The 22924-nt window shown below is 64.5% G+C and carries 14 protein-coding genes; 12 read left to right on the forward strand and 2 right to left on the reverse strand.

Annotated elements, in window-relative coordinates; genetic code table 11:
* Positions 1-288: 288 nt before the first annotated feature.
* The 11 genes from ACVOK8_RS10730 to ACVOK8_RS10780 all read left to right on the forward strand — a co-directional run bounded on the left by ACVOK8_RS10730 (position 289) and on the right by ACVOK8_RS10780 (position 18536).
* Positions 289-1140 carry an HpcH/HpaI aldolase/citrate lyase family protein gene (locus ACVOK8_RS10730; RefSeq protein WP_481554650.1) on the forward strand — a complete coding sequence of 284 codons (852 nt, stop codon included), beginning with the start codon at positions 289-291 and terminating at the stop codon, positions 1138-1140.
* A 52-nt stretch (positions 1141-1192) separates the two neighbouring features.
* A complete protein-coding gene (locus ACVOK8_RS10735; protein WP_481566797.1) occupies positions 1193-3601 on the forward strand; it encodes a sodium:solute symporter family protein in 2409 nt (802 codons plus the stop codon).
* 135 nt (positions 3602-3736) lie between these two features.
* Positions 3737-4618: a LysR family transcriptional regulator gene (locus ACVOK8_RS10740; RefSeq protein WP_303748245.1), complete on the forward strand. Its 882-nt coding sequence runs from the start codon at positions 3737-3739 to the stop codon at positions 4616-4618.
* 411 nt (positions 4619-5029) lie between these two features.
* Positions 5030-7213: a TonB-dependent receptor gene (locus ACVOK8_RS10745; RefSeq protein WP_481566798.1), complete on the forward strand. Its 2184-nt coding sequence runs from the start codon at positions 5030-5032 to the stop codon at positions 7211-7213.
* Between the two features lie 437 nt (positions 7214-7650).
* Complete coding sequence (locus ACVOK8_RS10750; RefSeq protein ID WP_481566799.1) at positions 7651-9909, forward strand: TonB-dependent receptor; 2259 nt, start codon at positions 7651-7653, stop codon at positions 9907-9909.
* 20 nt (positions 9910-9929) lie between these two features.
* Positions 9930-11186: a serine hydrolase domain-containing protein gene (locus ACVOK8_RS10755; protein ID WP_481566800.1), complete on the forward strand. Its 1257-nt coding sequence runs from the start codon at positions 9930-9932 to the stop codon at positions 11184-11186.
* Positions 11183-12124, forward strand: coding sequence for a ribokinase (locus ACVOK8_RS10760; RefSeq protein ID WP_481566801.1), 942 nt, complete (start codon positions 11183-11185; stop codon positions 12122-12124). The genes ACVOK8_RS10755 and ACVOK8_RS10760 overlap by 4 nt, the downstream gene beginning before the upstream one ends.
* A 37-nt stretch (positions 12125-12161) precedes the next feature.
* Positions 12162-14351: a formylglycine-generating enzyme family protein gene (locus ACVOK8_RS10765; protein WP_481566802.1), complete on the forward strand. Its 2190-nt coding sequence runs from the start codon at positions 12162-12164 to the stop codon at positions 14349-14351.
* Entirely contained in the window at positions 14348-16204 is a 1857-nt protein-coding gene (locus tag ACVOK8_RS10770) for a glycoside hydrolase family 127 protein (protein ID WP_481566803.1), read from the forward strand. Before ACVOK8_RS10765 ends, ACVOK8_RS10770 begins: the two co-directional genes overlap by 4 nt.
* A 162-nt stretch (positions 16205-16366) precedes the next feature.
* Positions 16367-17560: a CaiB/BaiF CoA transferase family protein gene (locus ACVOK8_RS10775; protein WP_481566804.1), complete on the forward strand. Its 1194-nt coding sequence runs from the start codon at positions 16367-16369 to the stop codon at positions 17558-17560.
* Between the two features lie 13 nt (positions 17561-17573).
* Positions 17574-18536, forward strand: coding sequence for a transaldolase (locus ACVOK8_RS10780; RefSeq protein ID WP_481566805.1), 963 nt, complete (start codon positions 17574-17576; stop codon positions 18534-18536).
* A 350-nt stretch (positions 18537-18886) separates the two neighbouring features.
* On the opposite strand, the gene ACVOK8_RS10785 is transcribed toward ACVOK8_RS10780, so the two are convergent.
* Positions 18887-20302 carry a coniferyl aldehyde dehydrogenase gene (locus ACVOK8_RS10785; RefSeq protein WP_481566806.1) on the reverse strand — a complete coding sequence of 472 codons (1416 nt, stop codon included), beginning with the start codon at positions 20300-20302 and terminating at the stop codon, positions 18887-18889.
* 395 nt (positions 20303-20697) lie between these two features.
* On the opposite strand from ACVOK8_RS10785, the gene ACVOK8_RS10790 reads away from it, so the two are divergent.
* Positions 20698-21792: a helix-turn-helix transcriptional regulator gene (locus ACVOK8_RS10790; protein ID WP_481566807.1), complete on the forward strand. Its 1095-nt coding sequence runs from the start codon at positions 20698-20700 to the stop codon at positions 21790-21792.
* A 14-nt stretch (positions 21793-21806) separates the two neighbouring features.
* On the opposite strand, the gene bla is transcribed toward ACVOK8_RS10790, so the two are convergent.
* Positions 21807-22838, reverse strand: a complete 1032-nt coding sequence (gene bla / locus ACVOK8_RS10795) for a class A beta-lactamase (RefSeq protein WP_481566808.1) — start codon at positions 22836-22838, stop codon at positions 21807-21809.
* Positions 22839-22924: the final 86 nt, after the last annotated feature.

Here is a 22924-nt window from a genome sequence, read left to right on the forward strand (position 1 = left end):
GGCTTGGGCTAGGGTTTGGGCTTGGGCTTGGGCTTGGGTTTGGCCATCCCGTCGCTTCGGCTTGCGTTCCGGCAGCTCAGGCAAAGTCAAAAGCTCCCCCCACCCGCCCCTACGGGGCACCCTCCCCCGCAAGCGGGAGAGGGGACGGCGATGGTTTCCCGCGCTTCGTGAGTCACCCCACCCGCCAAACCCCGCAAACCACAACAAAACCTATCGGGTGAATGTCGGGGAATACACTTTTTCAGCGTTCCGATTCGCGCAGACTGCCTCTCAAAGTGAGGGGAAGCCATGCGTAGCAAGCTGTTTGTGCCCGGCGCACGTCCGGAACTGTTCGACAAGGCCTTGGCCAGTGCGGCCGATGCCCTGTCCTTCGATCTGGAGGATTCCGTCCCCGAGGCTGGCAAACAGGCGGCGCGCGCGGCCATCGCCAGCTTCCTCGCCCGTGCCGACGTACTCGCCAGCAACAAGCTGCTGATCGTCCGCAGCAACGCCACCGACAGCCCGCACTTCGCCGCCGATCTGGCCGCGATGGCGGTGCCCGGCCTGTGGCTGCTCAATATCCCCAAGGTGGAATCGGCCGCACAGGTGCGGCAGGTGGTGGTCGCGCTGGAACGCGCCGAGGCCGCCAATGGCGTCACCCGCCCGATCGGCCTGCTGCTGAACATCGAAACCCCGCGTGGCCTGCGTCTGGCCGCCGAGCTGGCTGGCGCGCATCCGCGCGTGGCCGGCTTGCAGCTGGGCCTGGGCGATCTGTTCGCGCCCAATGGCATCGCCCGCACGCCGGCCAATGTGCATGCGGTGCTGTTCGCGGTGAAAATGGCCGCCACCGAAGCGGGCGTGTTCGCCTGTGACGGGGCTTGGCCGGATGTGGCCGATGCCGAGGGCTTCCGTACCGAGGCCATGCTCGCGCAGCAACTGGGCTATATCGGCAAGAGCTGCATCCATCCGCGCCAGGTGGGTCAGGCCAATGTGATCTTCAGCGTGGCCGAGGCCGAACTGGACGAAGCACGGCGTATTGTTGCCGCCGCGCAGGCGGCCAGCGATCTGGGCCGCGGTGCGTTCCTGTTCGAGGGACGCATGATCGATGTGCCCTACCTGCGCCGGGCCGAAGCCCTGCTCGCCGGCGCCCTGCGCGCCTGATCTTTCCATCTGGCGGTTCGCCGCCACGCCGTTCATTACCGGGATTCCATCCATGCCCACGCCCATGGCCACCGCGCTCGCCGCGCTGTCGCACCGCTTCTCGCTCGGCTTCCGTCTGCTCGTCATCACCACTTTGCTGGCACTGGCCGGCACCGCGGCCGCCGACGAGAGTTTGAATGCAGTGAAGTCCGGCGCGTTGCCGGCCCTGCCGGAGGCCGCGCCGGTGCAGCAGCTGCTGGATGTCGATGGCCGCCTGCTGGCCCGCTCCGGCGACAAGGCGTGGCTGCTCGACAAGAACGGCAAGGCGTGGACGCCGGCCACCGGTATCAGCAACGAGATCGTGCAGGACATCGTCCGCAACGGCGACAAAACCTGGGTGCTGACCGGCCCGGATGCGAGCCACAGCAATCAGCTGCAGCAGATCACGCTCAAGGGCGAAACGCTGGGCAAGGGCCAGTCCCTGGCACTGCCTTCGCCACTGGGTAATGCGCACGTCGCTGCACTGGACGGTGCGCTGTTCGTCGCCGGTGTGGATGCAACGGGCGTGACCCAGCTGTACCGCAAGCCCGCCGATGCCGCGCAATGGCAGCCACAGCCGATCTGGCCGGGCGCTGCCGCAGTCGTCGCCCTGCAGGCGCAGAAAGGCGCGCTGTACGCAGTGGTCGGCAACAACGGCGCGCAGCAGCTGCTGCGCTGGAACGCAGAGAAGGGTTGGCACACGCTGCCTGCTATCGGCGGCGACGTGGTGCCCGGCTCGCTGCGTGCACTCGGCCAGGCGCACTTGCTGATGCAGGTGACCGACGCGGTTGGCAGCAGCCACGCGCGTACCTTCCACACCATCACCAGCGCCTGGGCTGATCTGGCCGATACCGATGCCAATGCACCGCTGGCCAGTGCCAGCTGGGGCAATGGCCTGGCCTGGGCAAATGCCGATGGCAGCCTGCACACCTTTGAACTGCAGAGCGGCAAGCATCTGCTGGGCTGGATGGACTGGACGGTGATCATCATCTACCTCGGCGCGATGCTGGGCATGGGTGCCTACTTCTACTTCCGCGAGAAGCGCGCCAGCACCGCCGACTTCTTCGTCGGTGGCCGCAGCATTCCGTTCTGGGCAGCGGGCGTGAGCTTGTACGCCACCAACACCAGTTCGATCAGCTTCATCGCCATTCCGGCCAAGGCCTTCGAGACCAACTGGCAGTACCTGACCAACAACCTGATCGCGGTGCTGGGCCTGATGTTCGTGGCGGTGTGGATCGTGCCGCTGCTGCGTCGCCTGGATCTGATGAGCGTGTTCTCCTATCTGGAAACCCGCTTCCATCCGGCCATCCGCATGCTCGCCAGCGCGCTGTGCATCGTCATGCAGATCGGCGCGCGCATGAGCGTGGTGCTGTTCCTGCCGGCGCTGGCCATCGCCACCATCACCGGCATCAGCGTGGTGTGGAGCATCATGATGATGGGCGTGTTCACCATCCTCTACACCGCGATGGGCGGCATGAAGGCGGTGATCTGGACCGACTTCGTGCAGGTGATCGTGAAGATGGGCGGCGCGATCTTCGCCATCCTGTTCATCGTCTGGACGCTGAAGGGCGGCTTCGGTGAGTTCGTCGCCACCGCGGCGATGGAAGACAAGACCAAGCTGTTCGATTTCAGCTTCGACCTGACCAAGGCCACGGTGTGGGGCTTCATCTTCCTGGTCGTATTCGACGTGGTGCTGACCTTCCCCAAGGACCAGGTGCTGATGCAGCGTACGCTGGCGACCAAGTCGGACAAGGAAGCCGGCCGCTCGATCTGGGCATTCGCCGCGATCATGATCCCGGGCGGCTTCATCTTCTACGGCATCGGCACTGCACTGTGGGTGTTCTACAAGAACAACCCGCAGCGCCTTGACCCGCTGCTGCCGATCGACGCGACCTTCCCGCTGTTCATCGCCGCCGAGCTGCCTCCGGGCGTCACCGGCCTGATCATCGCCGGTGTGTTCTCCGCAGCAATGGCGACCTTGTCGAGCATCATGAACAGCGTGGCGACGCTGATCTCGGTCGACTTCTACGAGCGCATCGCCAAGAACCCGACCCCACGCAAGAGCGTGCTGTTCGCCGAGATTTCCACAGTGCTGGTTGGCCTGACCGCGATCGGCCTGGCGCTGATCATGACCCGCTACGACATCCACTCGCTGTTCGACGTGTCGATCGAACTGGCCGGCCTGCTCGGCGGCGGCTTTGCCGGTGCCTATACGCTGGGCATGTTCACCCGCCGCGCCAACTCGGCCGGCGTGGCAATCGGTGTCGCCTCCAGCATCGTGCTGACCTTCGTGGCCTGGTGGTACAGCCTGGTGCATCCGTACTTCTACCTGGCCATCTCGATCTTCCTGTGCATCGTGATCGGCTATGTCGCCAGCCTGTTCTTCCCGGCCCCGAACCGTTCGCTGAAGGGCCTGACCATCTACAAGCAGGACGCGGTGTGAAGGCGGGCCTGCGCGCCGCCGCGGCCTTGATCGGCGGCGGCGTGGCGCCAGATCCGGCAAAGACCATGACGTTGGTCGGATCGCGCCGCCGCGCCCGCTGGTGTAGTTTGGCGCGCAGCTGAGAGGTCTAATCGCGTGGAAACCCAGTTTCTCAATACCTTTGTCACCGTGGTCGACCGTGGCTCCATGGCCGCGGCGGCACGCATGCTGCACATCACCCCGGCCGCCGTTGCCCAGCAGATCCGCACGCTGGAACGCGAGCTTGGCGCACCGCTGATTGCCCGCGCTGGCCGCACCGTCAGCGTCACCGAGGAAGGTGCGCGCATCCTGCAGCGCGCGCGCGACCTGCTGCGTGGCGTGGCTGATCTGCGCAGCGTCGCCAACGAAAGCGGCATGGCAGGCGAACTGCGACTGGGCGCCTGCCCTACCGCGCTGGGTGGGCTGGTGCCGGACATCCTGGCGCGGATGGTGGCCAAGTTCCCCGAGATCAACGTCTTCATCAAACCCGGTTATTCGGCCGACCTGTATGGCGCGGTGGAATCGGGCGACCTGGATGCGGCGATGGTGCTGCAGGCACCGTTCTCGCTGCCCAAGACCTGCGACTGGCAGCTGCTGCGTGAAGAGCCGCTGGTGGTATTGGCGCCGGCGCGCATGGCCGGTGCCGACCCGCACCAGCTGCTGCGCGAAGAACCGCTGATCCGCTACGACCGCCACGAATGGGGTGGCCGCCAGGCCGACGAATACCTGCGCAAGGCAGGCATCGTGCCGCGCGAACGGTTCGAGCTGAATGCGCTGAATGCGATTGCGGTGATGGTGGATCGTGGATTGGGCGTGTCGCTGGTGCCGGATTGGGCAAAGCCGTGGCCGGAAGGAATTTCGGTGGTGCGCATTCCCCTGCCGGAGCCCAGCGAGCCACGCCGTATCGGCATGGTCTGGTCGCGCTCCTCGGTGCGCCTGCGCCAGGTCAATGTGCTGCTGGACGAGGCGCGTACGGCGTTGTTGCAGCCTACCGACTGAGCGCAATGCCCGTGTAGTGCCGAGCCATGCTCGGCAGGGGCGTTACCCGTAGAGCCCCTGTAGTGCCGAGCCATGCTCGGCAAGGGCCTTCCCGGTCCTGTTGGATTTCCTGGCAAGGCCTCTGCCGAGCATGGCTCGGCACTACAGGTCGGTTGTCCGGCAATGCCGCTGCAGACGCCGTCACCCAATCGCAACAAACCCTAGGCTTTGAACATACACAGGTGCGCTTCTATCGCGCCGGGGCCCCGCCTAGGCTTCGCCCAACGTCGGAGTTGCGCCCGGTGCCCGCATGGTCGGGGACCGAAATCAACAAACGGCAGGATCAAAGGGGCGCTAGTCCCCATCGCATTTTGGCTCTGCCGGCTCCCAGGCCGGTCGCGTCACACATTCAAACCTGGGGGAGAGAACAACATGATCAAGCCACTTTCGGCCGCCATCAGCGCCGTGCTGCTCGCCAGCGCGATGAGCCCGGCCTTTGCACAGGACGCTGGCGATGCCGCCACCACGCTGGACCAGGTGATCGTCACCGGTACCCGCACCCCGGTTGCCATCGACAAGGTCCCGGGTGCTGTCACCCTGATCAGTCCGGAGCAGGTGCAGCGCACCTTGAACCTGACCGAAGACGCCACTGCCGTGCTCGCACGCATGGTGCCGGGCTATTCCGAATCCTCGCAGGCGATGAGCAACTCCGGTGAGACCCTGCGTGGTCGCGTCGCGCTGCGCCTGTTCGACGGCGTGCCGCAGGGTTCGCCGCTGCGCGAAGGCAGCCGCAACGGCACCTTCACCGACATGGGCGTGATCGGCCGGATCGAAGTCATCAACGGCCCGTCCGCCGCGGAAGGCATCGGCGGCGCAGGTGGCGTGATCAACTACCTGTCCAAGAACCCGGACGTGGCTGGCCACGAAACCACCGTCACCACCCGTTACAGCAGCCAGTTCAAGGACGACAGCGCGCAGTCCAAGATCGGCGTCACCCATGCCTTCAAGGGCGACGCGGTCGACTACCTGATCAGCGGCGCTTACATCGACCGTGGCATCTCCTACGACGGCAACGGCCGCCGCGTTGGCCTGAACACCTCCGGCTCGCTGTCCGATTCGTACAGCAAGAACCTGTTCATGAAGGGTGGCTACAACTTCGGCGAAGGCCAGATGCAGCGCATCCAGGCCAGCTACAGCAACTTCCACATCGGCGGCAAGCACAACTACATTCCAGTGGAAGGTTGCCGTGCCGGTGATCTCGGCTGCACCAAGCCGACCACCAACACCGCCGAAAAGGGCTCGATTGCCGGTTCGCTGGCCGAGTTCAACGACTTCGAACAGTTCGCGGTGAAGTACACCAATGCCGATTTCTTCGGCGGCGACCTGAGCGTTGATGCGTACTGGGCTGAGCAGGCCATGCGTTACGTGCCGGAAAACGGCGACGACCGCCAGCTGACCAAGCCGGCCCCGACCGATGACGCCCTGCGCATCTGGGACCAGTCGGAAATCAACAGCGAGAAGAAGGGCCTGCGCTTCGGCTACGCCTATGGCGAGCTGTTCAAGGTGGAAGGCCTGCGCCTGCGTGCCGGCCTGGACCTGGTGGAAGACACCGCCGAGCAGCGCCTGGCGTTGACCAACCGCCTGTGGGTGCCGCCGATGAAGTACACCAGCATCGCGCCGTATGCACAGCTGAGCTGGGACATCGGTCCGGTGACGCTGGATGCCGGCATCCGCCGCGAAGACGGCCAGCTGGAAATCGACAGCTACACCACCGTTGCCTTCCGCGACCACACCCCGGTGCAGGGCGGCAAGATGGATTACAAGGCCAACATGCCCAACTTCGGTGCGATCTGGCGCATCACCGACCAGTGGTCGGTGTTCGCTTCGTACTCGGAAGGTTTCGGCATCGCCAACGTCGGCATCCCACTGCGCAACATCCAGGCCAGCAGCCCGTGCAAGGCCGTGTCCTGCATCGCTGACCTGCAGCCGCTGATCACCGAGAACAAGGAAATCGGCTTCAACTGGCGTGGTGCCCAGGGCCAGATCGGTGCATCCGTGTACCGCTCGACCTCGGACTTCGGCTCCACCCTGACCATCGACAAGGCCACCGACGACTTCATACTGACCCGCGCACCGGTCGAGATCGAAGGCTTCGAGTTGAACAGCGCCTGGACCTTCAACGAGCAGTGGAAGGCCAGCTTCCTGTACTCGCGCATCCGCGGCCAGACCCAGTACTACCCGGGTTCGGGCCTGAAGAAGGAAATGGGCATCCTCGACATCTCGCCGGACAAGGTGAATGCCTCGGTGACCTGGACCCCGAACGACGACCTGAGTGCAACGCTGGGTGTCAGCAAGACCTTCAGCCGCGACCTGCGTGAGACCTTCGTCAATCCGGCCAACAACGCGGTCTACAAGAACGAAGAGAACACCTATGGCTACGCGCTGTGGGACCTGAGCGTGAACTACGACATCGGCCGTTATGGCCAGCTGGCACTGGGCGTCGAGAACCTGTTCGACAAGCAGTACGTGCTGACCTGGTCGCAGCTGCCGGGCTGGCAGAACTACTTCTCCGGCCGTGGCCGGATGGTGTCGCTGACCCACACGTTCAAGTTCTGATAGCTGCAGTTTGAAAGCGGCGCCACAGGCAACTGTGGCGCCGTTTTTGTTTGATGTTTGTTGTTTGTGGGAGCGGCGTAAGCCGCGAAGCTGGAGAAGCATCCGCTCCCGCGCATCCTGCAATTGCAGATTTTTCATCGCCGGAACGGTGGCCTGCTTCGCGGCTTACGCCGCTCCCACAAAAGCTGATGTCCAGCGGCAACAAGAAAACCTTTCTTGTTGCACCGCAAGAAAAAACCACAGCTTGTTTCAAGCAACAAAACCTCACGTCTGAAGCTAGCCCCCCCGCCTTCAATGCCCCCTTGTGCACGCCTAGGCTGCTGTTGTCGGGGAGTTGCGTCGGGAGGGATGCAGCAGCCAACAGAAGTATCGGAATGCCGCAGTCCGCGGCAGCAGTTCATGCACGTCTTATCTAAAACAAAAACGAGATAAACAACATGAAGAAGGTACCGGTAGCGTTGGGGGTTCTGGTCCTGGCCGCTGCGATCAGCAGCAGCGTGCAGGCCCAGCAGATGCAGGCAGCAAACGAAGAAGACAGCCGCAGCGCCGACAAGCGCGCGCAGGACAAGAAAGCCACTGAGCTCGACCGGGTCATCGTCACCGGCGTGCGTGCGCCCAAGGCGGTGGACAAGATCCCCGGCGCCATCACCATCATCACCCCGGAAGAGATCAAGCAGTCGCTGATCATCACCGAGGACAACACCGCGGTACTGGCACGCACCATTCCCGGCTATGCCGAATCCTCGCAGGCGATGACCAACTCCGGTGAGTCGCTGCGTGGGCGCATTCCGCTGCGCCTGTTCGACAGCATCCCGCAAGGCTCACCACTGCGCGAAGGCACCCGCAACGGCACCTTCACCGACATGGGCGTGATCGGCCGCATCGAAGTCATCAACGGTCCGTCCGCTGCAGAGGGCATCGGCGCTACCGGTGGCGTGATCAACTACATCTCCAAGGTGCCGGAACAGATCGGCAGCGAGACCACCATCAATGCGCGCTACCAGACCCAGTTCAACGACGACAGCGTCGGCTGGAAGCTGGGCCTGAGCCACGCGATCAAGCAGGACAACTACGACTTCCTGGCCAGCGTCTCGCAGCTGGAGCGCGGCATGGCCTATGACGCCAAAGGCCGCAGCATCGGCATGAATTCCAGCGGTTCGCTGGCCGATTCGCAGTCGCGCAACCTGTACATGAAGGGCGGCTACAACTTCGGCGAGGCCGGCGAGCAGCGCCTGCAGGCCACGTACAGCAACTTCAACATCGGCGGCAACGGCGACTACATCCAGCTGGTCGGCTGCAAGGGTCCGAATGACTGGCCGCCTTGCGACACACCGGTACCCAACACCTCGATCAAGGGCCACATCGACGGCCAGCGCGACGCGCTCAACAAGTTCATCCAGTACAGCCTGCAGTACACCCACAGCGACTTCTACGGCGGCACGCTCGACCTGGTCGGCTTCCAGGCCAAGCAGGGCATGCGCTTCCTGCCGGAGAACGGCGCCGACCGCCAGTTGGTGAAGCCGGCACCGGCCGATGACGCCGACCGCATCTTCGACCAGTCCGAGATCCAATCGCGCAAGAAGGGCCTGCGTACCTCGTGGACACGCCCCAGCATCTTTGGTGTGGACGGATTGGAGCTGCATACCGGCGTGGACTTCGTGCAGGACGTGGCCGAGCAGCGTCTGGTGATGACCGACCGCGTGTGGGTACCGCCAATGGACTACCGCAGCGTCGCCCCGTACGCGCAGCTGTCCTGGGATATCGGCCCGGTCACGGTCAGCGGCGGCTTCCGCCGCGAGAACGGTGAACTCGACATCGACAGCTATACCACCGTCGCCTACCGCAACAATTCCTTCGTCGAAGGTGGCACCCTGGACTACACCGCCAACCTGCCCAATCTGGGTGCGATCTGGCGCGTCACCGATGAGTTCTCGCTGTTCACCGCCTACAGCAAGGGCTTCACCCTGCCTGACATCGGCATCCCACTGCGCAACGTGAATTACCCGGGCCAGACCGTTGCCGGCATCCTCGACCTGCAGGCGATCATCGTCGACAACATCGACATCGGCTTCAACTGGCGTGGTTCGCGCGGTGCGCTGAGTGGCAGCTGGTACCACTCCACCTCGGACTTCGGTGCATCGCTGGAAGTGGACCCGCTGACCAGCGACTTCATCATGACCCGCGCGCCGACCGACATCAAAGGCATCGAGCTGAGCGGCGAGTTCCGCTTCACCGATACCTTCAAGATCACCGGCCTGTATACCCACCTGCGCGGTTGGACCTCGTTCTGGGGCCCGGACCCGCAAGGTCGCTACGACGCCGGCCCGCTGAAGAAGCCGCTGGGCATCTTCGATGCGACGCCCGACAAGATCAACATGGCACTGGTGTGGAAGGCGCTGCCCAATCTGGATGCCACCCTCGGCGTCAGCATGCTGCGCGACCGTCACCTGACCAGCTCTGCGGTGCGTCCGTATGACGGTGAAGAGTACGACTACGACGAAAAGATCAACGGCTACGCGCTGTGGGATCTGGGCGTGAACTATGATTCGGGGCGCTTCGGTACGTTCTCGCTGGGCGTGGACAACCTGTTCAACAAGTACTACATCCTCAGCGGCTCGCAGGGCGATGGCTGGCAGAACTACTGGGCCGGTCGCGGCCGCGTGGTGTCGCTGAGCTATTCGTATACGTTCCGCTGATGAACGCAGGAGTGCCCGCCATGCATCAACCAATCGCAACACCGCGCAGCCATCGCTGGCTGCGCCGTGGCGCCGCACTCCTGCTGTGTCTGTGCGCACCGCTGCTGCACGCTGATGAGCGCTGGCAGCGGCTGGATGGTTTCCTGCAGGCCAGCACCGCACCGGGCCAGTTCCCGGGCGCGGTGGCGCTGGTCGAGCACGATGGCCGCATCGTGTTCCAGCAGCACTACGGCCACGCCGACAGCGCTGGCCACCGGCCACTGCAGGCCGACAGCATCTTCCGCATCTATTCGATGACCAAGCCGGTGACCTCGGTCGCCGTGCTGATGCTGCTGGAGGAAGGCAAGCTGTCGCTGGACGATCCGCTGGCGCGTTATCTGCCCGAGTTCGCCGACCGCACCGTGGTGACCGGTGGCGACCTGCAACATCCGCAGACCGAAGATGCACCGCGCGCGATCACCCTGCGCCATCTGCTCACCCATACCAGCGGCTTCGCGGCGGCGTCGGATACGCACCGGGTGGCGACCAAGCTGCTGACCGCTGCCGATGTCGACAGCGCGACCTCGCTACAGGACGTTGCACGCCGCCTGTCCACACTGCCGCTGGCCGATGCCCCCGGTACCCACTTCCATTACGAAGGCAGCAATACTGAGTTGCTGGCGCGCGTGGTCGAAGTGGTCAGCGGGCAACCGTTCGCGCAGTTCCTGCAACAACGCATCTTCAGCCCGCTGGCGATGCACGACACCGGTTTTGAAGTACCGCTCGCACAGCGTGGCCGCGTGGTCGAGCTGCCAACCAGCAACGACGATGGCAGCCTGCGCGTGGCCGACACGCTCAGCGCGCGCAATCCGGGCGTGCGTTTGAAGGGCTACGACAGCGGTGCCGGCGGCCTGTATTCCACCGCTGCCGACTACCTGAAGTTCGCCCACATGCTGCTCGATGATGGCCGCAGCGGGAAGCAGCAGCTGCTCTCGCGCAAGACCATCGAGCTGATGATGAGCGACCAGCTCGGTGGCTTCGAGCCGGCCATCAGCAGCTATGGCGCGGGCGAAGGCTTCGGCCTTGGCGGCTATGTCATCACCAACCCGGCGTACCGCGGCAAGCTCGGCAGCGTCGGCCAGTTCGGCTGGTCCGGTGCGGCGTCCACGTACTTCACCATCGACCGCAAGGAGAAGCTGGTGGCGATCCTGCTGATGCAATACCTGCCCAGCGGTGACAAGGCGCTTGCTTCACCGTCCACCCGTTTCTACAACCTCGTTTACCAGGCCATTCCATGAGTTCCACCGTTCTTGTCGCCGGCTCGGCCAATCTTGATTTCGTGGTGCGTGCGGCGCACGTGCCGGCACCGGGCGAAACCGTGCTCGGCCGCGAATTCCGTACCTTTCCCGGCGGCAAGGGTGCAAACCAGGCCGTGGCCTGCGCGCGTGCCGGTGGCGCTGCCACGCAGATGCTGCTTGCCCTGGGTGCCGATGACTTCGCCAAGCCGATCGAAGCCTCGTTGAACGAAGCTGGCGTGCTGCTGCATGCCGTGCGCGATGCGCAGCTGCCGACAGGCACCGCCTTCATCTGCCTGTCCGATGATGCCGAGAACGCGATCACCGTCGCCCCCGGCGCCAACATGGCCTTGCTGCCCGAACACCTGCCAGCGCTGGATGGCGTGCAATGGCTGCTGCTGCAGCTGGAATCGCCACTGGCCTCGGTACAGGCCTATGCCACCGCCGCCCGTGCTGCCGGGGTGAAAGTCGCCTTGAACGCAGCACCCGCGCAGGTATTGCCGGCCGAACTGCTGGCACAGCTGGACATGCTGATCGTCAACGAAGGTGAGTTGGCCGTGGTTGCCGGCAACCCGCCGGACCTGGCCACCGGCCTGGCACGGCTCGACGTACCCTGCGTGATCGTCACCCTCGGTGCGCGCGGCAGCCTGGCCCGCATCGACGGCGAGATACTGCTGCAGCCGGCGTTCTCGATCTCACCACTCGATACCACCGCTGCCGGCGACACCTTCTGCGGCACCTTGGTCGCCCTGCTCGCCCGCGATGAACCGCTGCAGCAGGCCCTGCTTGCCGCCAGCGCCGCCTCGGCACTGGCCTGCACGCGCCTGGGTGCACAATCCAGTATTCCCGAACACGCCGAAGTACAGGCATTACTGGCCGACGCCAGCCGCCTGCCCGGCACCGACGCCCATGCCGCACTCGCGGCTTGGTGCGCGCTGTAACCGTTACGCCTCCCCCCGTTTTTGTTGGATGACTGCCATGACCTCCCCCTACCCCGCCCCCGATTACGACACCGATTCCCCCGATCACGGGCGTGAGGCGATCCACACCGAGTACAAGTTCTCGCACGTCACCACCGGCCGCTACCTGCCGACGCCGGGCAAGGCCCCAGCGTGGCCGTTCGCCGACATCGGCAGCTGGATGATCGATGCCAATGCCAGCGCCGCCGACTGGTTGACCGAGCTGAAGGACTGGCGCCAGGAACATCTGGTGCGCATCGGCTATACCGACGTGAACTACCGTCGCCCGGAACTGCAGTGGGCGCAGCGCAACTTCGTGCACGCGCAGATGATGGTCGAGGACCGCTATTTCTTCGACGTGGAAACCGCGCAGTACACCGTCGACAAGTACCTGGACGATCTGATCGAACGCTTCGGCGGGCTGGACTCGGTGCTGATCTGGTACATCTACCCGAACATCGGCATCGACGACCGCAACCAGTTCGATCTGGCGCACACCCTGCCGGGCGGTCTGGAAGGTTTGACTGCCGCGGTGAAGGCATTCCAGAAGCGCGGCGTGCGCGTGTTCCTGCCGGCCAAGCCGTGGGACCACGGCACCCGTGACCCGGGCGTCACCCATTGGGATGGCCTGGCCGAGATCATCAAGGCCACCGGCGCCGACGGCATCAACGGCGACACCTTCAACGGCGTGCCGCGCGCGTTCTTCGACGTCTGCGATGCCAACGGCAACCCGGTGGTGGTGCAGCCCGAATCGACCATCAGCTCGGAAGAGCAGCTGATCTGGAACGTGCAGAGCTGGGGCAAGAAGGCCCCCGATGGCCCGGTGCCGCCGGTATCCAAGTGGAAGTGGCTGGAGCCGCGCCACATGGTCAACTACGAAAACCGCTGGGGCCGCAACCGCAACCACGATCTGCAGTACTGCTTCTTCAACGGCATCGGCTACAACGCCTGGGAGAACATCTGGGGCATCTGGAACCAGTTCACCGCGCGTGATGGTGAAACCCTGCGCCGCATCGCGGCCATCTATCGCCAGTTCCCGGCACTGATCGTGGCGATGGATTGGGAGCCCTACCAGGTCTGCTACCAGGGCGGCATCTTCGCCAGCAAGTTCCCGGTCGAAGGCCTGAGCCTGCACACCTTGATCAACCGCAACGAGTACGCGGTCAACGGTGAGCAGATCGGTCTGCCGCATGTGGACGGCACCCGTTACTACGATGTCTGGCACGGCGTTGAGCTGTCGCCGGCCGTGCGTGATGGCGTGGCCATCATCGAACTGCCGATGGAAGCGCGTGGCTTTGCTGCGGTGCTGAGCGTGCAGCCGGGCACTACGGTCGACGGTCTGGACGCATTCCTGGCCGAAGCCGCAAAGCGCGCCGAGCAGCCGCTGAACAGTTTCTCCGGCGCATGGAAGGCAATCCCGCAGCAGTTGCGCGAGATTCCCGCCACCACCTCGCAGGCTGCCGCGCCGCAGGGCATGGTCACCATTCCGGCTGGCGAGTTTGTGTTTGCCGTTGGCGGTGTCGAGATCGAAGGCTTCAACTGGGCTGGCCAGGACGTGCAGTTCCCGTGGGAAGACTGCCCGCGTCGCCATCACCGCAAGCTGATGCAGATGGACGCGTTCCATATCGATCGCCATCCGGTCACCAATGCGCAGTTCAAGGCCTTCATCGATGCCACCGGCTATCACCCGGCCGATGACATCAACTTCCTCGCCCATTGGGTGGATGGTGCACCGCGTGCCGGCTGGGACAACAAGCCGGTGATCTGGGTGTCGCTGGAAGACGCGCGCGCCTACGCTGCGTGGGCCGGCAAGCGTCTGCCGCACGAATGGGAGTGGCAGTACGCCGCGCAGGGCAACGATGGTCGTACCTACCCATGGGGCAATGACTGGGACCAGAGCCGCGTGCCGCAGGTCAACCGTGGCCGCCGCCTGCTGGCTCCGGCCGATGTCGATGCGCATCCGCAGGGCGCCAGCCCGTTCGGCGTCGAGGATCTGGTCGGCAACGTGTGGCAGTGGACCGATGAGTTCAGCGACGATCACACCCGTGCGGCGATCCTGCGCGGTGGCTCCAGCTACCAGCCGCAGACCTCGCATTGGTACTTCCCGCAGGCTTACCGCCTGGACCAGCACGGCAAGTACCTGCTGATGGCACCGGCCAAGGACCGCAGCGGCATGCTCGGCTTCCGTTGCGTGGTGGACGCGGCATGACCGCAGCCATCACCATCGGCCAGCAGCTGGTCACACCGGCAGCGGTAAAGCTCGACGGTGTGTTCGGGCAGATGCTGGCGGCCAACCGCGGCGGCCGCCTCAGCCACTTCATCGTCGATGAAGCGAGCCCGTCGATCAGCATCTTCGGCCAGGCGCACAAACAGCAGAACCAGGAAGGCGACTGGTACGGCGAGCACGCCGGCAAGTGGCTGTCGGCGACCGCGCGTGCGGTCGCACAGGGCAGCCAACCCGAGCTGGAAGCCAACCTGCGCCGCGTCGCCGATTGGCTGATCAGCCAGCAGGACGATGACGGCTATCTCGGCAACTACGCCGCCGACCGCCGTTTCACCGTGCCGCAGCCGCCCAAGCCGGAGAGCTGGAACGGCGAGCCGGCACTGCGCACCTGGGACATCTGGACCCACAGCTACCTGATCCTCGGCTTCCTCGAAACCTGGCGTGCACTGGGCGATGACAGCTACCTGCAGGCCGCGCGGCGCATCGCCGACCTGTGCTGGCAGGCACTGGAGTCGGGCATCGACATCACCACGCTGGGCAACCATCACGGCATGTCGGCGACGGTGCTGCTGGATCCGGCCGCCGACCTGTACCTGGTCACCGGTGAGCCGCGATATCTCGCTTTGGCAGAGAAGATCCTGCAGCAGGCCAATGCCAATCCGCGCCTGGCCCTGCTCGACAAGGGCATCGCCAACGAAGACGCCGCCTTCATCGCCACCGGCAAGGCCTACCAGCTGTCGTGGAATCTTGTTGGTCTGGCCAAGCTGTACAAAGCCACCGGCAAGGCCGATTACAAGCTGGCCATCGACAACCTGTGGAACAACATCCGCGAGCAGCACCTGACCCTGGGCGGCGGCCCCTGGGGCGGCGTGGCGCATCGCTCGCGCGAAGTGTTCAACGCACCACGCACGTTCTTCCCGCAGGCCTATGTGGAAACCTGCTCGGTGCTGGCATGGATGCAGCTCAACCGCGAGCTGCTGGCCATCAGCGGCCACGCCCGCTACGCCGATGAGCTGGAACGCACCGCCTACAACGACCTGCTGGCGGCGATGGCACCGAACGGTGAGGACTGGTGTTACTACACCTTCCCCAACGGCAAGCGCGTGCACACGACGTACTGGCGCTGCTGCAAGTCGTCCGGCGCGATGGCGGTGGAAGAGCTGCCGCAGATTGCCTATGGCGTCGCTGCCGACGGCGGCCTGCGGGTGAACCTGTACGGTGCCGGCGAAGCCACGCTCCATCATGCAGACGCTGGCAAGGTGGTGCTGCAGCAGCAGACCCGCTATCCATTCAATGGCGATATCAGCCTGCGGGTGATGCCTGAACAGAGCGCCAGCTTCAGCATCGGCCTGCGCATCCCGGCCTGGGCTGAAGGCGCACGCATCCAGATCAACGGCGTCAACGTGCCGGTGCAGGTTGCTGCGGACGGTTACGTGCAGCTGCAGCGGCAATGGCAGGCCGGCGATCTGGTCAGCGTGCAGCTGCCGATGCAGCCGCAGCTGCACCGCGCCGCCAACATCAACGTGCAGGAATCGCGTGCACCGGACGGCTCGCCGGTGGCGCAGGAAGTGCTGCGCTGGGAATACGTTGGCCTGAGCTACGGCCCGCTGGTCTATGCGACCACGCTGATCGATGGCTTCAAGACCGACGAAACCGTGAAGCTGCCTGAAGGTGATCCTGCACGCTGGCTGCAGGTTGGCCAGGATGAGGGTGAAGGCGCGACGGTGACGATGCAGCTGCAAAGCCGCGCGCCGCTGGTGTTCGAGCCTTACTACCGCTGTGGTGGCCGCGAACACGACGTCTGGCGCCTGAGCTGGTTGTCGTTGGCCCCGCAATAAGCCTGTCACCGCTGTTTGTCACCCGAGAAGGTGCAGGCAGCGGTGGTTTTGAAGGCGATGACACCGCGATACCTGCTTTTTGTCCTCGCTGAAAATACCCGCACGATATGTTTCTTCCCATCCACCGGGAGGAAACTGCAATCAAGGATTCGAGTGCAGCCCATGTCAGCAAGCAACAACCCATCTCCGTTCGACATCGCCCAGCGCGATGGTGCCCGTGGCCCGCTCAGCGGCGTGCGCGTGCTGGACCTGAGCGCCTATATCGCCGGGCCGTACGGTTGCACCCTGCTGGCCGACCAAGGCGCTGAAGTCATCAAAGTGGAACCGCCGGTTGGCGACAACCTGCGCAAGTACCCGTCCACGCTTGAAGCCGAGAGCCGCGCCTTTCTTGGTGTGAACCGCTCCAAGCGCGGCGTGGTGCTGGACCTGAAGGAAGCCGACCAGCGCGCGGTGCTGATGCGCCTGGTGCGCGAGGCCGACGTGCTGGTGCACAACTTCCGCCCCAGCGTGCCGGCCCGCCTGGGCATCGATTTCGACAGCCTGAACAAGATCAATCCGCGCCTGGTGTATTGCGCGGTCACCGGTTACGGCGAGGACGGTCCGCTCAAGGACAAGGCCGGCTACGACCAGGTGCTGCAGACCATGACCGGCATGTGCGCGATGCAGGGCAAGCCCGGCGGTGCGCCGGAAATCCTGTACGGCTCGGTGGTCGACTACTACGCCGCCGCGCTGGTTGCGGCAGGTGTGTCCTCGGCATTGTTCGAACGTGAACGCAGTGGCGAAGGCCAGTACGTGGGCGTGTCGCTGCTGCGCAGCGCGCTGACCATGCAATCGGCACGGATGATCTGGGCCGAAGGCGAGCCGGAAGGCGTGGGCCGCGACATGCGTTCGGGCGGTGTCACCGGCATCCACCCGACCGCGCAGGGCCATCTCTACATCTCGGCCAATACGCCGCGCTTCTGGCAGGCGTTGTGCGACAAGATCGGCCTGCCGGCAATGGGCAGCGATCCGCGCTACGACACCGTGCGCAAGCGCGCCGAGCATTCCGACGAACTGCTGGCCAAGCTGCATGCAGCACTGGCCGCACGCAGTGCGCTGGAATGGGAAGCGCTGTTCGGCGAAGAAGTGCCGTGCGCGGCCGCGCGCAAGGTCGAGGACATGTTCGAGCACCCGCAGGTGCTGGCCGAAGAAATGATCACCACGCTGCAGCACCCTTTGCTGGGCAGCTACCGCGGCATCACCCGCCCCATCGTGTTTGGTCGCACCCCCGGCCCGCAGCCATTCGCCGCGCCGACCTTCGACCAGGACACCGCCGTTGTCATCGCCGCCGCCGATACTGGCGTCACCACCGCCTGATCCGGAGCACATCATGAGCACTGCATCCAAGCTCGCGCAGCTGCGCGAACTGTCCGTCGTTGTCGCCGATACCGGCGATTACGACGCCATCAAGCGCCTGCGTCCGGTCGACTGCACCACCAACCCGACCCTGGTGAAAAAAGCCCTCGACCTGCCGGTCTACGCCGGCCTGATCGAACGCGAGCTGCAGTGGGGCCGGGCTCAAAGCGGTGACAAGCAGGCCATCGCCAATGCCGTGGTCGATCGTTTGACCGTCGGCGTCGGCACCATGCTGGCCGAGCTGGTGCCGGGCCGCGTTTCCACCGAAGTGGATGCCGACCAAGCGCACAACACCGAGGCCACGATTGCCAAGGCGCGCGAGTTCATCGCCATGTACGAAGCGGCCGGCGTGCCGCGCGGCAAGGTGCTGATCAAGATCGCCGCCACCTGGGCCGGCGTGCAGGCCGCGCGCGTGCTGCAGGCCGAAGGCATCGACTGCAACCTGACCCTGATCTTCAACCCTACCCAGGCCCTGGCCTGCTCGGAAGCTGGCTCGTTCCTGATCTCGCCGTTCGTCGGCCGCATCCTGGATTGGTACGTGGCCAACGGCCAGACCCCGGCCAGCATCGACCAAGACCCGGGCGTGGTGTTCGTGCGCGGCGTGTTTGCCGAGTTCAAGCGTCGCGGTTCCAGCACCGTTGTCATGGGTGCCTCGTTCCGTTCGACCGCGCAGATTGAAGCGCTGGCCGGCTGTGATCGCCTGACGATCTCGCCGGATCTGCTGGAGAAGCTGGACGCTGATTTCGGCGAGCTGCCGCGCAAGCTGATTGCTGGTGCTGCTGAAGCGGTGGACGTCGCTGCGATTGATGAAGCGAAGTTTGATGCGGATATGGCGGCTGATCCGATGGCTACGGAGAAGCTGGCTACTGGTATTGAAGCGTTTGCGAAGGACCTGCAGACCTTGCGTCAGCGGATTGCGGATGAGCTTGGGAACTGACAGTTCAAGCAAAACCTGACTACTCCCTTCTCCCGCCTGCGGGGTTAAGAACAGGCGCTTACGAGCCAAAGGCTCGTGACTGTTCGTACGCCCCGCGTGCTACGCGGGGCCGGGGCGCGGAGCGAGGTGCCCCGAAGGGGCGGATGAGGGGAGCTTCTAAAGCTCTAAAAGCTTTTGCTCCACGTGCTCTAAAAGCGCCCTCACCCCAACCCCTCTCCCGCACGCGGGAGAGGGGCTTTCAGATCGCATGCTTTTTGCAGCCTTCAAAAGTTTTTCGACACCCGGCTCCCTCTCCCTCGTGCCGGGGTCACCGCAGCCGGCCCCCTGTGCCTGGTTGCGGCTTTTCTAGCTCAGCGCGAAATCATCTCGATGAAACGCGCGACCCGTGTATAAGGCGGCCGCAACAGATCACTGCCGGCCCGGCGGGTCTGCCACAGCACCGGCAAACGCTTGCTCATCGCATCGAAGCCGGCCTTGCCGTGATAAGCGCCCATGCCGCTTGCACCAACACCGCCAAACGGCAGGCCGTTGATCGCGAAGTGCAGCAAGGTGTCGTTGACGGTGACGCCGCCGGCAATGGTCTGGCCAACGATCTTCTCCACCGTCGCCTTGTCATGACTGAAGGGATACAAGGCCAGCGGTCGCTCGCGGCCATTGATGGTGGCGATGGCCTCGTCCAGTGAGCGATAGCTGCGGATCGGCAGGATCGGTCCGAAGATCTCGTCCTGCATCACCGTTGCATCATCGCCCGGCTGCAGGATCAAGGTCGGTGGGAACAGGCGCTCACGCTGCGAACGCTCGGCATCGATGTCCGCCAGCGGCAACACCTGCAGGCCTCGCGCTCGCGCGTCATCCACATAGCCCTGCAGGCGTTGGTACTGGCCTTCGTTGATGATGCGGCTGTAATCGCTGGCATCAGCGAAGTCGCCGTAACGCAGCTGCACCTGCGCACGCAGCGCGGCGACCAGCGCATCCACCCGCGCTTCGTCGATCAACACATAATCCGGCGCGATGCAGGTCTGGCCGGCATTGAACCACTTGCCGGTCGCCAAGCGTGCGGCCGCACCCTCGACCGGATAGTCCGCTGCCACCAAGGCCGGTGACTTGCCACCCAGCTCCAGGGTCAGCGGGGTCAGATGCTGTGCCGCGGCCGCCATCACCTTGCGGCCAATCGCGGTGGAGCCGGTAAACACCAGATGGTCGAACGGCAGGCCCGAGAACGCCGAAGCCACGCTGGCATCGCCCTGCACAACCGCTACCCGATCAGGAGGGAACACCTCGGTCAACAGCGACTGCAGGAAGGCGGAACTGTTCGGCGTGTGCTCGGACGGCTTGAGCATCACATGGTTGCCAGCCGCAATCGCGGTTGCCAGCGGAACCAGCGCCAGATTGACCGGGTAGTTCCACGGCGAGATCACCCCGACCACACCCACCGGCACCGGTCGCACCTGTGCCCGTGCCGGCCAGAAGCGCCAACCCACACCAATCCGCTCCGGCTTCATCCAGCCACGCAGGTGCGAGAGCAGATGGTCTATCTCACCAGTGACGGTCATGCCATCGGCGATCACCGATTCGTGTTTGGAGCGATGGCCGAAATCAGCGGCGATCGCCTCGGTCATCTCTGGAATGCGCGCTTTGAATGCGGCACGCAGGCGGCGCAGGTCGTCGCGGCGCTGCGCGTACTCCGGCTTGTGCTGCTGCCAGGCTGCACGCAGCTGCGTCAGGTGCTGCTGCAGCGTGTTTGAACCATCGGTCTGCGGATCCATGGTGCCTCCCCAAGATCAGCGGCCACTGTAAACCTGTGTGCGTTGAGGAGTGAAGGCTTGTGTGCGGGGCGGGCGTGATGTGCTGCGCAAAGTCGCGAGCGAAGGCGGTGGAGCTACCCCTCCCCAACCCTCCCCTGCGCGTTGCACAAGGGAGGGAGCAGAACGCGTGACCTGTCAGCCCCCCGTGCACGCCGTTTTTGCCCCTCCCTTGCGCAACGCGCAGGGGAGGGTTGGGGAGGGGTGCTCTTCGCGCGTAGTTGGTCGGCGTGCATCCTCCAGAATCCCCCCTGCGCTTGCCTGCCCCGCGTAGTGGGTGCTAGAAGAGACCATGCAGGTTCGGCCGGTCACAGCGCCGCAGAAGAGCGCTGCGATCCACCACGAGGGCATGCCGCACCATGCTGGGACGCGAACACGACATCGCAGTGAACCCCGACGCCTGCCCGGTGCAGGCCAAGCAGGGCCTGCTGCAGGCACTGGATCTGCATGCGTTGTGGCGCGCCTGCGTGGACCTGATCAATCAACACCTGCCCTGCCACTCGTGCACCTTGATGTACGACATCAACAGCACCTATCAGCCACAGCGCAGCCTGCATTTCCTCGGTGCCAGTGCGACCGGCGACGCACGTCCGTTGCGCAGCCTGGATGTTGCCCTTCCATATCTGCAGCGCAATCCGCACATCGACTGGTACACGCTGTCGCAGATCGCCTCGACCGACGCGCAGGCGCGGTTGCGGCTACGCGCGCAGAATCCTGCACCTGGATGGAACGAGTTCATCCACATGGCGTTCTGGCGCGAGGAAGGACTGGACGCGGTGCTGAGCATCCGCATGCAGGCCGGACAGGAGCAGATCACCGATGCTCATCAGCAGTTCCTTGCAGAGCTGCATCAGCTGATGGCAGCTGGCCTGCAGCGCTTGCGTTCACTGCGGCATGAACGGCGCAGCATTTACCAAGCCCTGCTTGATCGGCAGAGCCAGGCCGACATCATCCTCGACCATGAGCTGCAACTGATCAGTCTGTCGCCAGCAGCGCAGCTGTTGTGTGCGGGCTGGCTGGATGACAGCGGCAGACGTGTTCAATTTCCCGACGCCACGGCGACGGCGTTGCGAAGTTGGCTGCGCCAAGCAAACCAATTCGGCGATGGTGATCTTCCACATGACGCAATGGAACTACCCGGTACCCAGCTGCAGATAGGCCTGCAGGGTCGTTTGCAGGCAGATGGCCTGTACCCGATGTATCTGCTGCGACTGACGCCGCTGAAGCCAACGGCTGCGGCTATGCCCGTGATCACCCGGCCGATGTGGTCCAGGCTCTCGCCCACAGAGACCCGCGTCGCCGAACTGGTCCTGGATGGCATGCGCAATGAGGAGATCGCCAATCATCTGCGGCGCTCGCGCAAAACCATCGAAAGCCAGATCAGCGCGATCTACCGCAAGCTCGACGTTGGCCATCGCGCGCAGTTGGTGCGCCTGCTCAGCGTCACCGGCTGAGCAGGCAAATTCCATCAGGGCACAAACAGGAAGTAGTCGTGCGCGGCGCGGGCCAGTTGCGCAATTGCCGCATCACGCTCCTCGCTGCTGGCGCGCGACTGCACGAACACGGTGACGATGGCATGGCCACGTCCATCCGGCAGGGTGATCACGCCAACATCGTTGATCACATCGCCCACCGTACCGGTCTTGTGCGCCACCGGGGTTTCCCTTGGCAACATGCCGCGCAGGCGTGCGGCGCCGGTGCGGGTGTCGAGCATGATGTCCTGCAGCAGTTTGGTCGAGCCTGGCTGCAGCACCTCGCCACGCCACACTTTCTGCAACAGGGTTGCCATCGCACGGGCGTTGCTGGTATCGCGCGGGTCTTCGTTCCAGGCATTGGTGTGGCCTCGACGCAGCTCCTCGCTGCGCTCGCTACGCGACAGCTCGGCATAGGCGGCCGGGCCCAGCGGCTTCGCCTGCGAGACGGCATTGCCGCGGTAGTTGGCCAGCAGCTCCCAGATATAGCGATCCACCCGCATGCCACTGATGCCCAGTGCCTGCATGCGCGCGTTCACCGCCGCGGTACCACCACCAAGACGGATCAGGATGTCGGTGGCGTTGTTGTCGCTGACCGTGATCATCATGTGCAGCAGGTCGCGTACGGTGATGGCCGAGCCGGCGCTCAGGTGCAGGTCCATCGGCCCGCCCATTTCCGGATAGACATCATCTTCGTCCAGCGTCACCTGCTGCTGCAGCGTGAGCTTGCCCTCGTCGACCAGCTTGAGAATGTGCACGGCTACCGGCACTTTCATCGTGCTGGCCATCGGGAAGGCACGATCCGCATCGAGGTAGACGCTGCGGCCGCTTTCCAGATGGACAATGGCCGCGCCGAGCTGACCGGGCAGCTGTGCGGCAAGTCGTTGTGCTTCGACCTGCAGGCCCTGGCTGGGTGCGGGCTTGGTGGCGGCCATGGCCGGCAGCAGCATGCACGCCAACAGCGGTGCCACGAACAGCGCACGCAGGCGTGGACGCGATGGGGAGCGACGAAGATGGTGCTGGTACATGTTCAAATCCTCTGCAAAAGAAGCACCCGAAGCGTTACGGCGACGGCCACTGTTCCTGTTGATCCGCATGATGCTTCATTCCGCAA

The organism is Stenotrophomonas sp. STEN083, assembly GCF_056759195.1.

Excerpts from the sequence above, each read along its gene's own strand:
- ACVOK8_RS10730 (WP_481554650.1), top strand. The coding sequence starts at position 289 with ATGCGTAGCAAGCTGTTTGTGCCCGGCGCACGTCCGGAACTGTTCGAC.
- ACVOK8_RS10735 (WP_481566797.1), top strand. The coding sequence starts at position 1,193 with ATGCCCACGCCCATGGCCACCGCGCTCGCCGCGCTGTCGCACCGCTTC.
- ACVOK8_RS10745 (WP_481566798.1), top strand. The coding sequence starts at position 5,030 with ATGATCAAGCCACTTTCGGCCGCCATCAGCGCCGTGCTGCTCGCCAGC.
- ACVOK8_RS10750 (WP_481566799.1), top strand. The coding sequence starts at position 7,651 with ATGAAGAAGGTACCGGTAGCGTTGGGGGTTCTGGTCCTGGCCGCTGCG.
- ACVOK8_RS10755 (WP_481566800.1), top strand. The coding sequence starts at position 9,930 with ATGCATCAACCAATCGCAACACCGCGCAGCCATCGCTGGCTGCGCCGT.
- ACVOK8_RS10760 (WP_481566801.1), top strand. The coding sequence starts at position 11,183 with ATGAGTTCCACCGTTCTTGTCGCCGGCTCGGCCAATCTTGATTTCGTG.
- ACVOK8_RS10765 (WP_481566802.1), top strand. The coding sequence starts at position 12,162 with ATGACCTCCCCCTACCCCGCCCCCGATTACGACACCGATTCCCCCGAT.
- ACVOK8_RS10770 (WP_481566803.1), top strand. The coding sequence starts at position 14,348 with ATGACCGCAGCCATCACCATCGGCCAGCAGCTGGTCACACCGGCAGCG.
- ACVOK8_RS10775 (WP_481566804.1), top strand. The coding sequence starts at position 16,367 with ATGTCAGCAAGCAACAACCCATCTCCGTTCGACATCGCCCAGCGCGAT.
- ACVOK8_RS10780 (WP_481566805.1), top strand. The coding sequence starts at position 17,574 with ATGAGCACTGCATCCAAGCTCGCGCAGCTGCGCGAACTGTCCGTCGTT.
- ACVOK8_RS10785 (WP_481566806.1), bottom strand. The coding sequence starts at position 20,302 with ATGGATCCGCAGACCGATGGTTCAAACACGCTGCAGCAGCACCTGACG.
- ACVOK8_RS10790 (WP_481566807.1), top strand. The coding sequence starts at position 20,698 with ATGCTGGGACGCGAACACGACATCGCAGTGAACCCCGACGCCTGCCCG.
- bla (WP_481566808.1), bottom strand. The coding sequence starts at position 22,838 with ATGTACCAGCACCATCTTCGTCGCTCCCCATCGCGTCCACGCCTGCGT.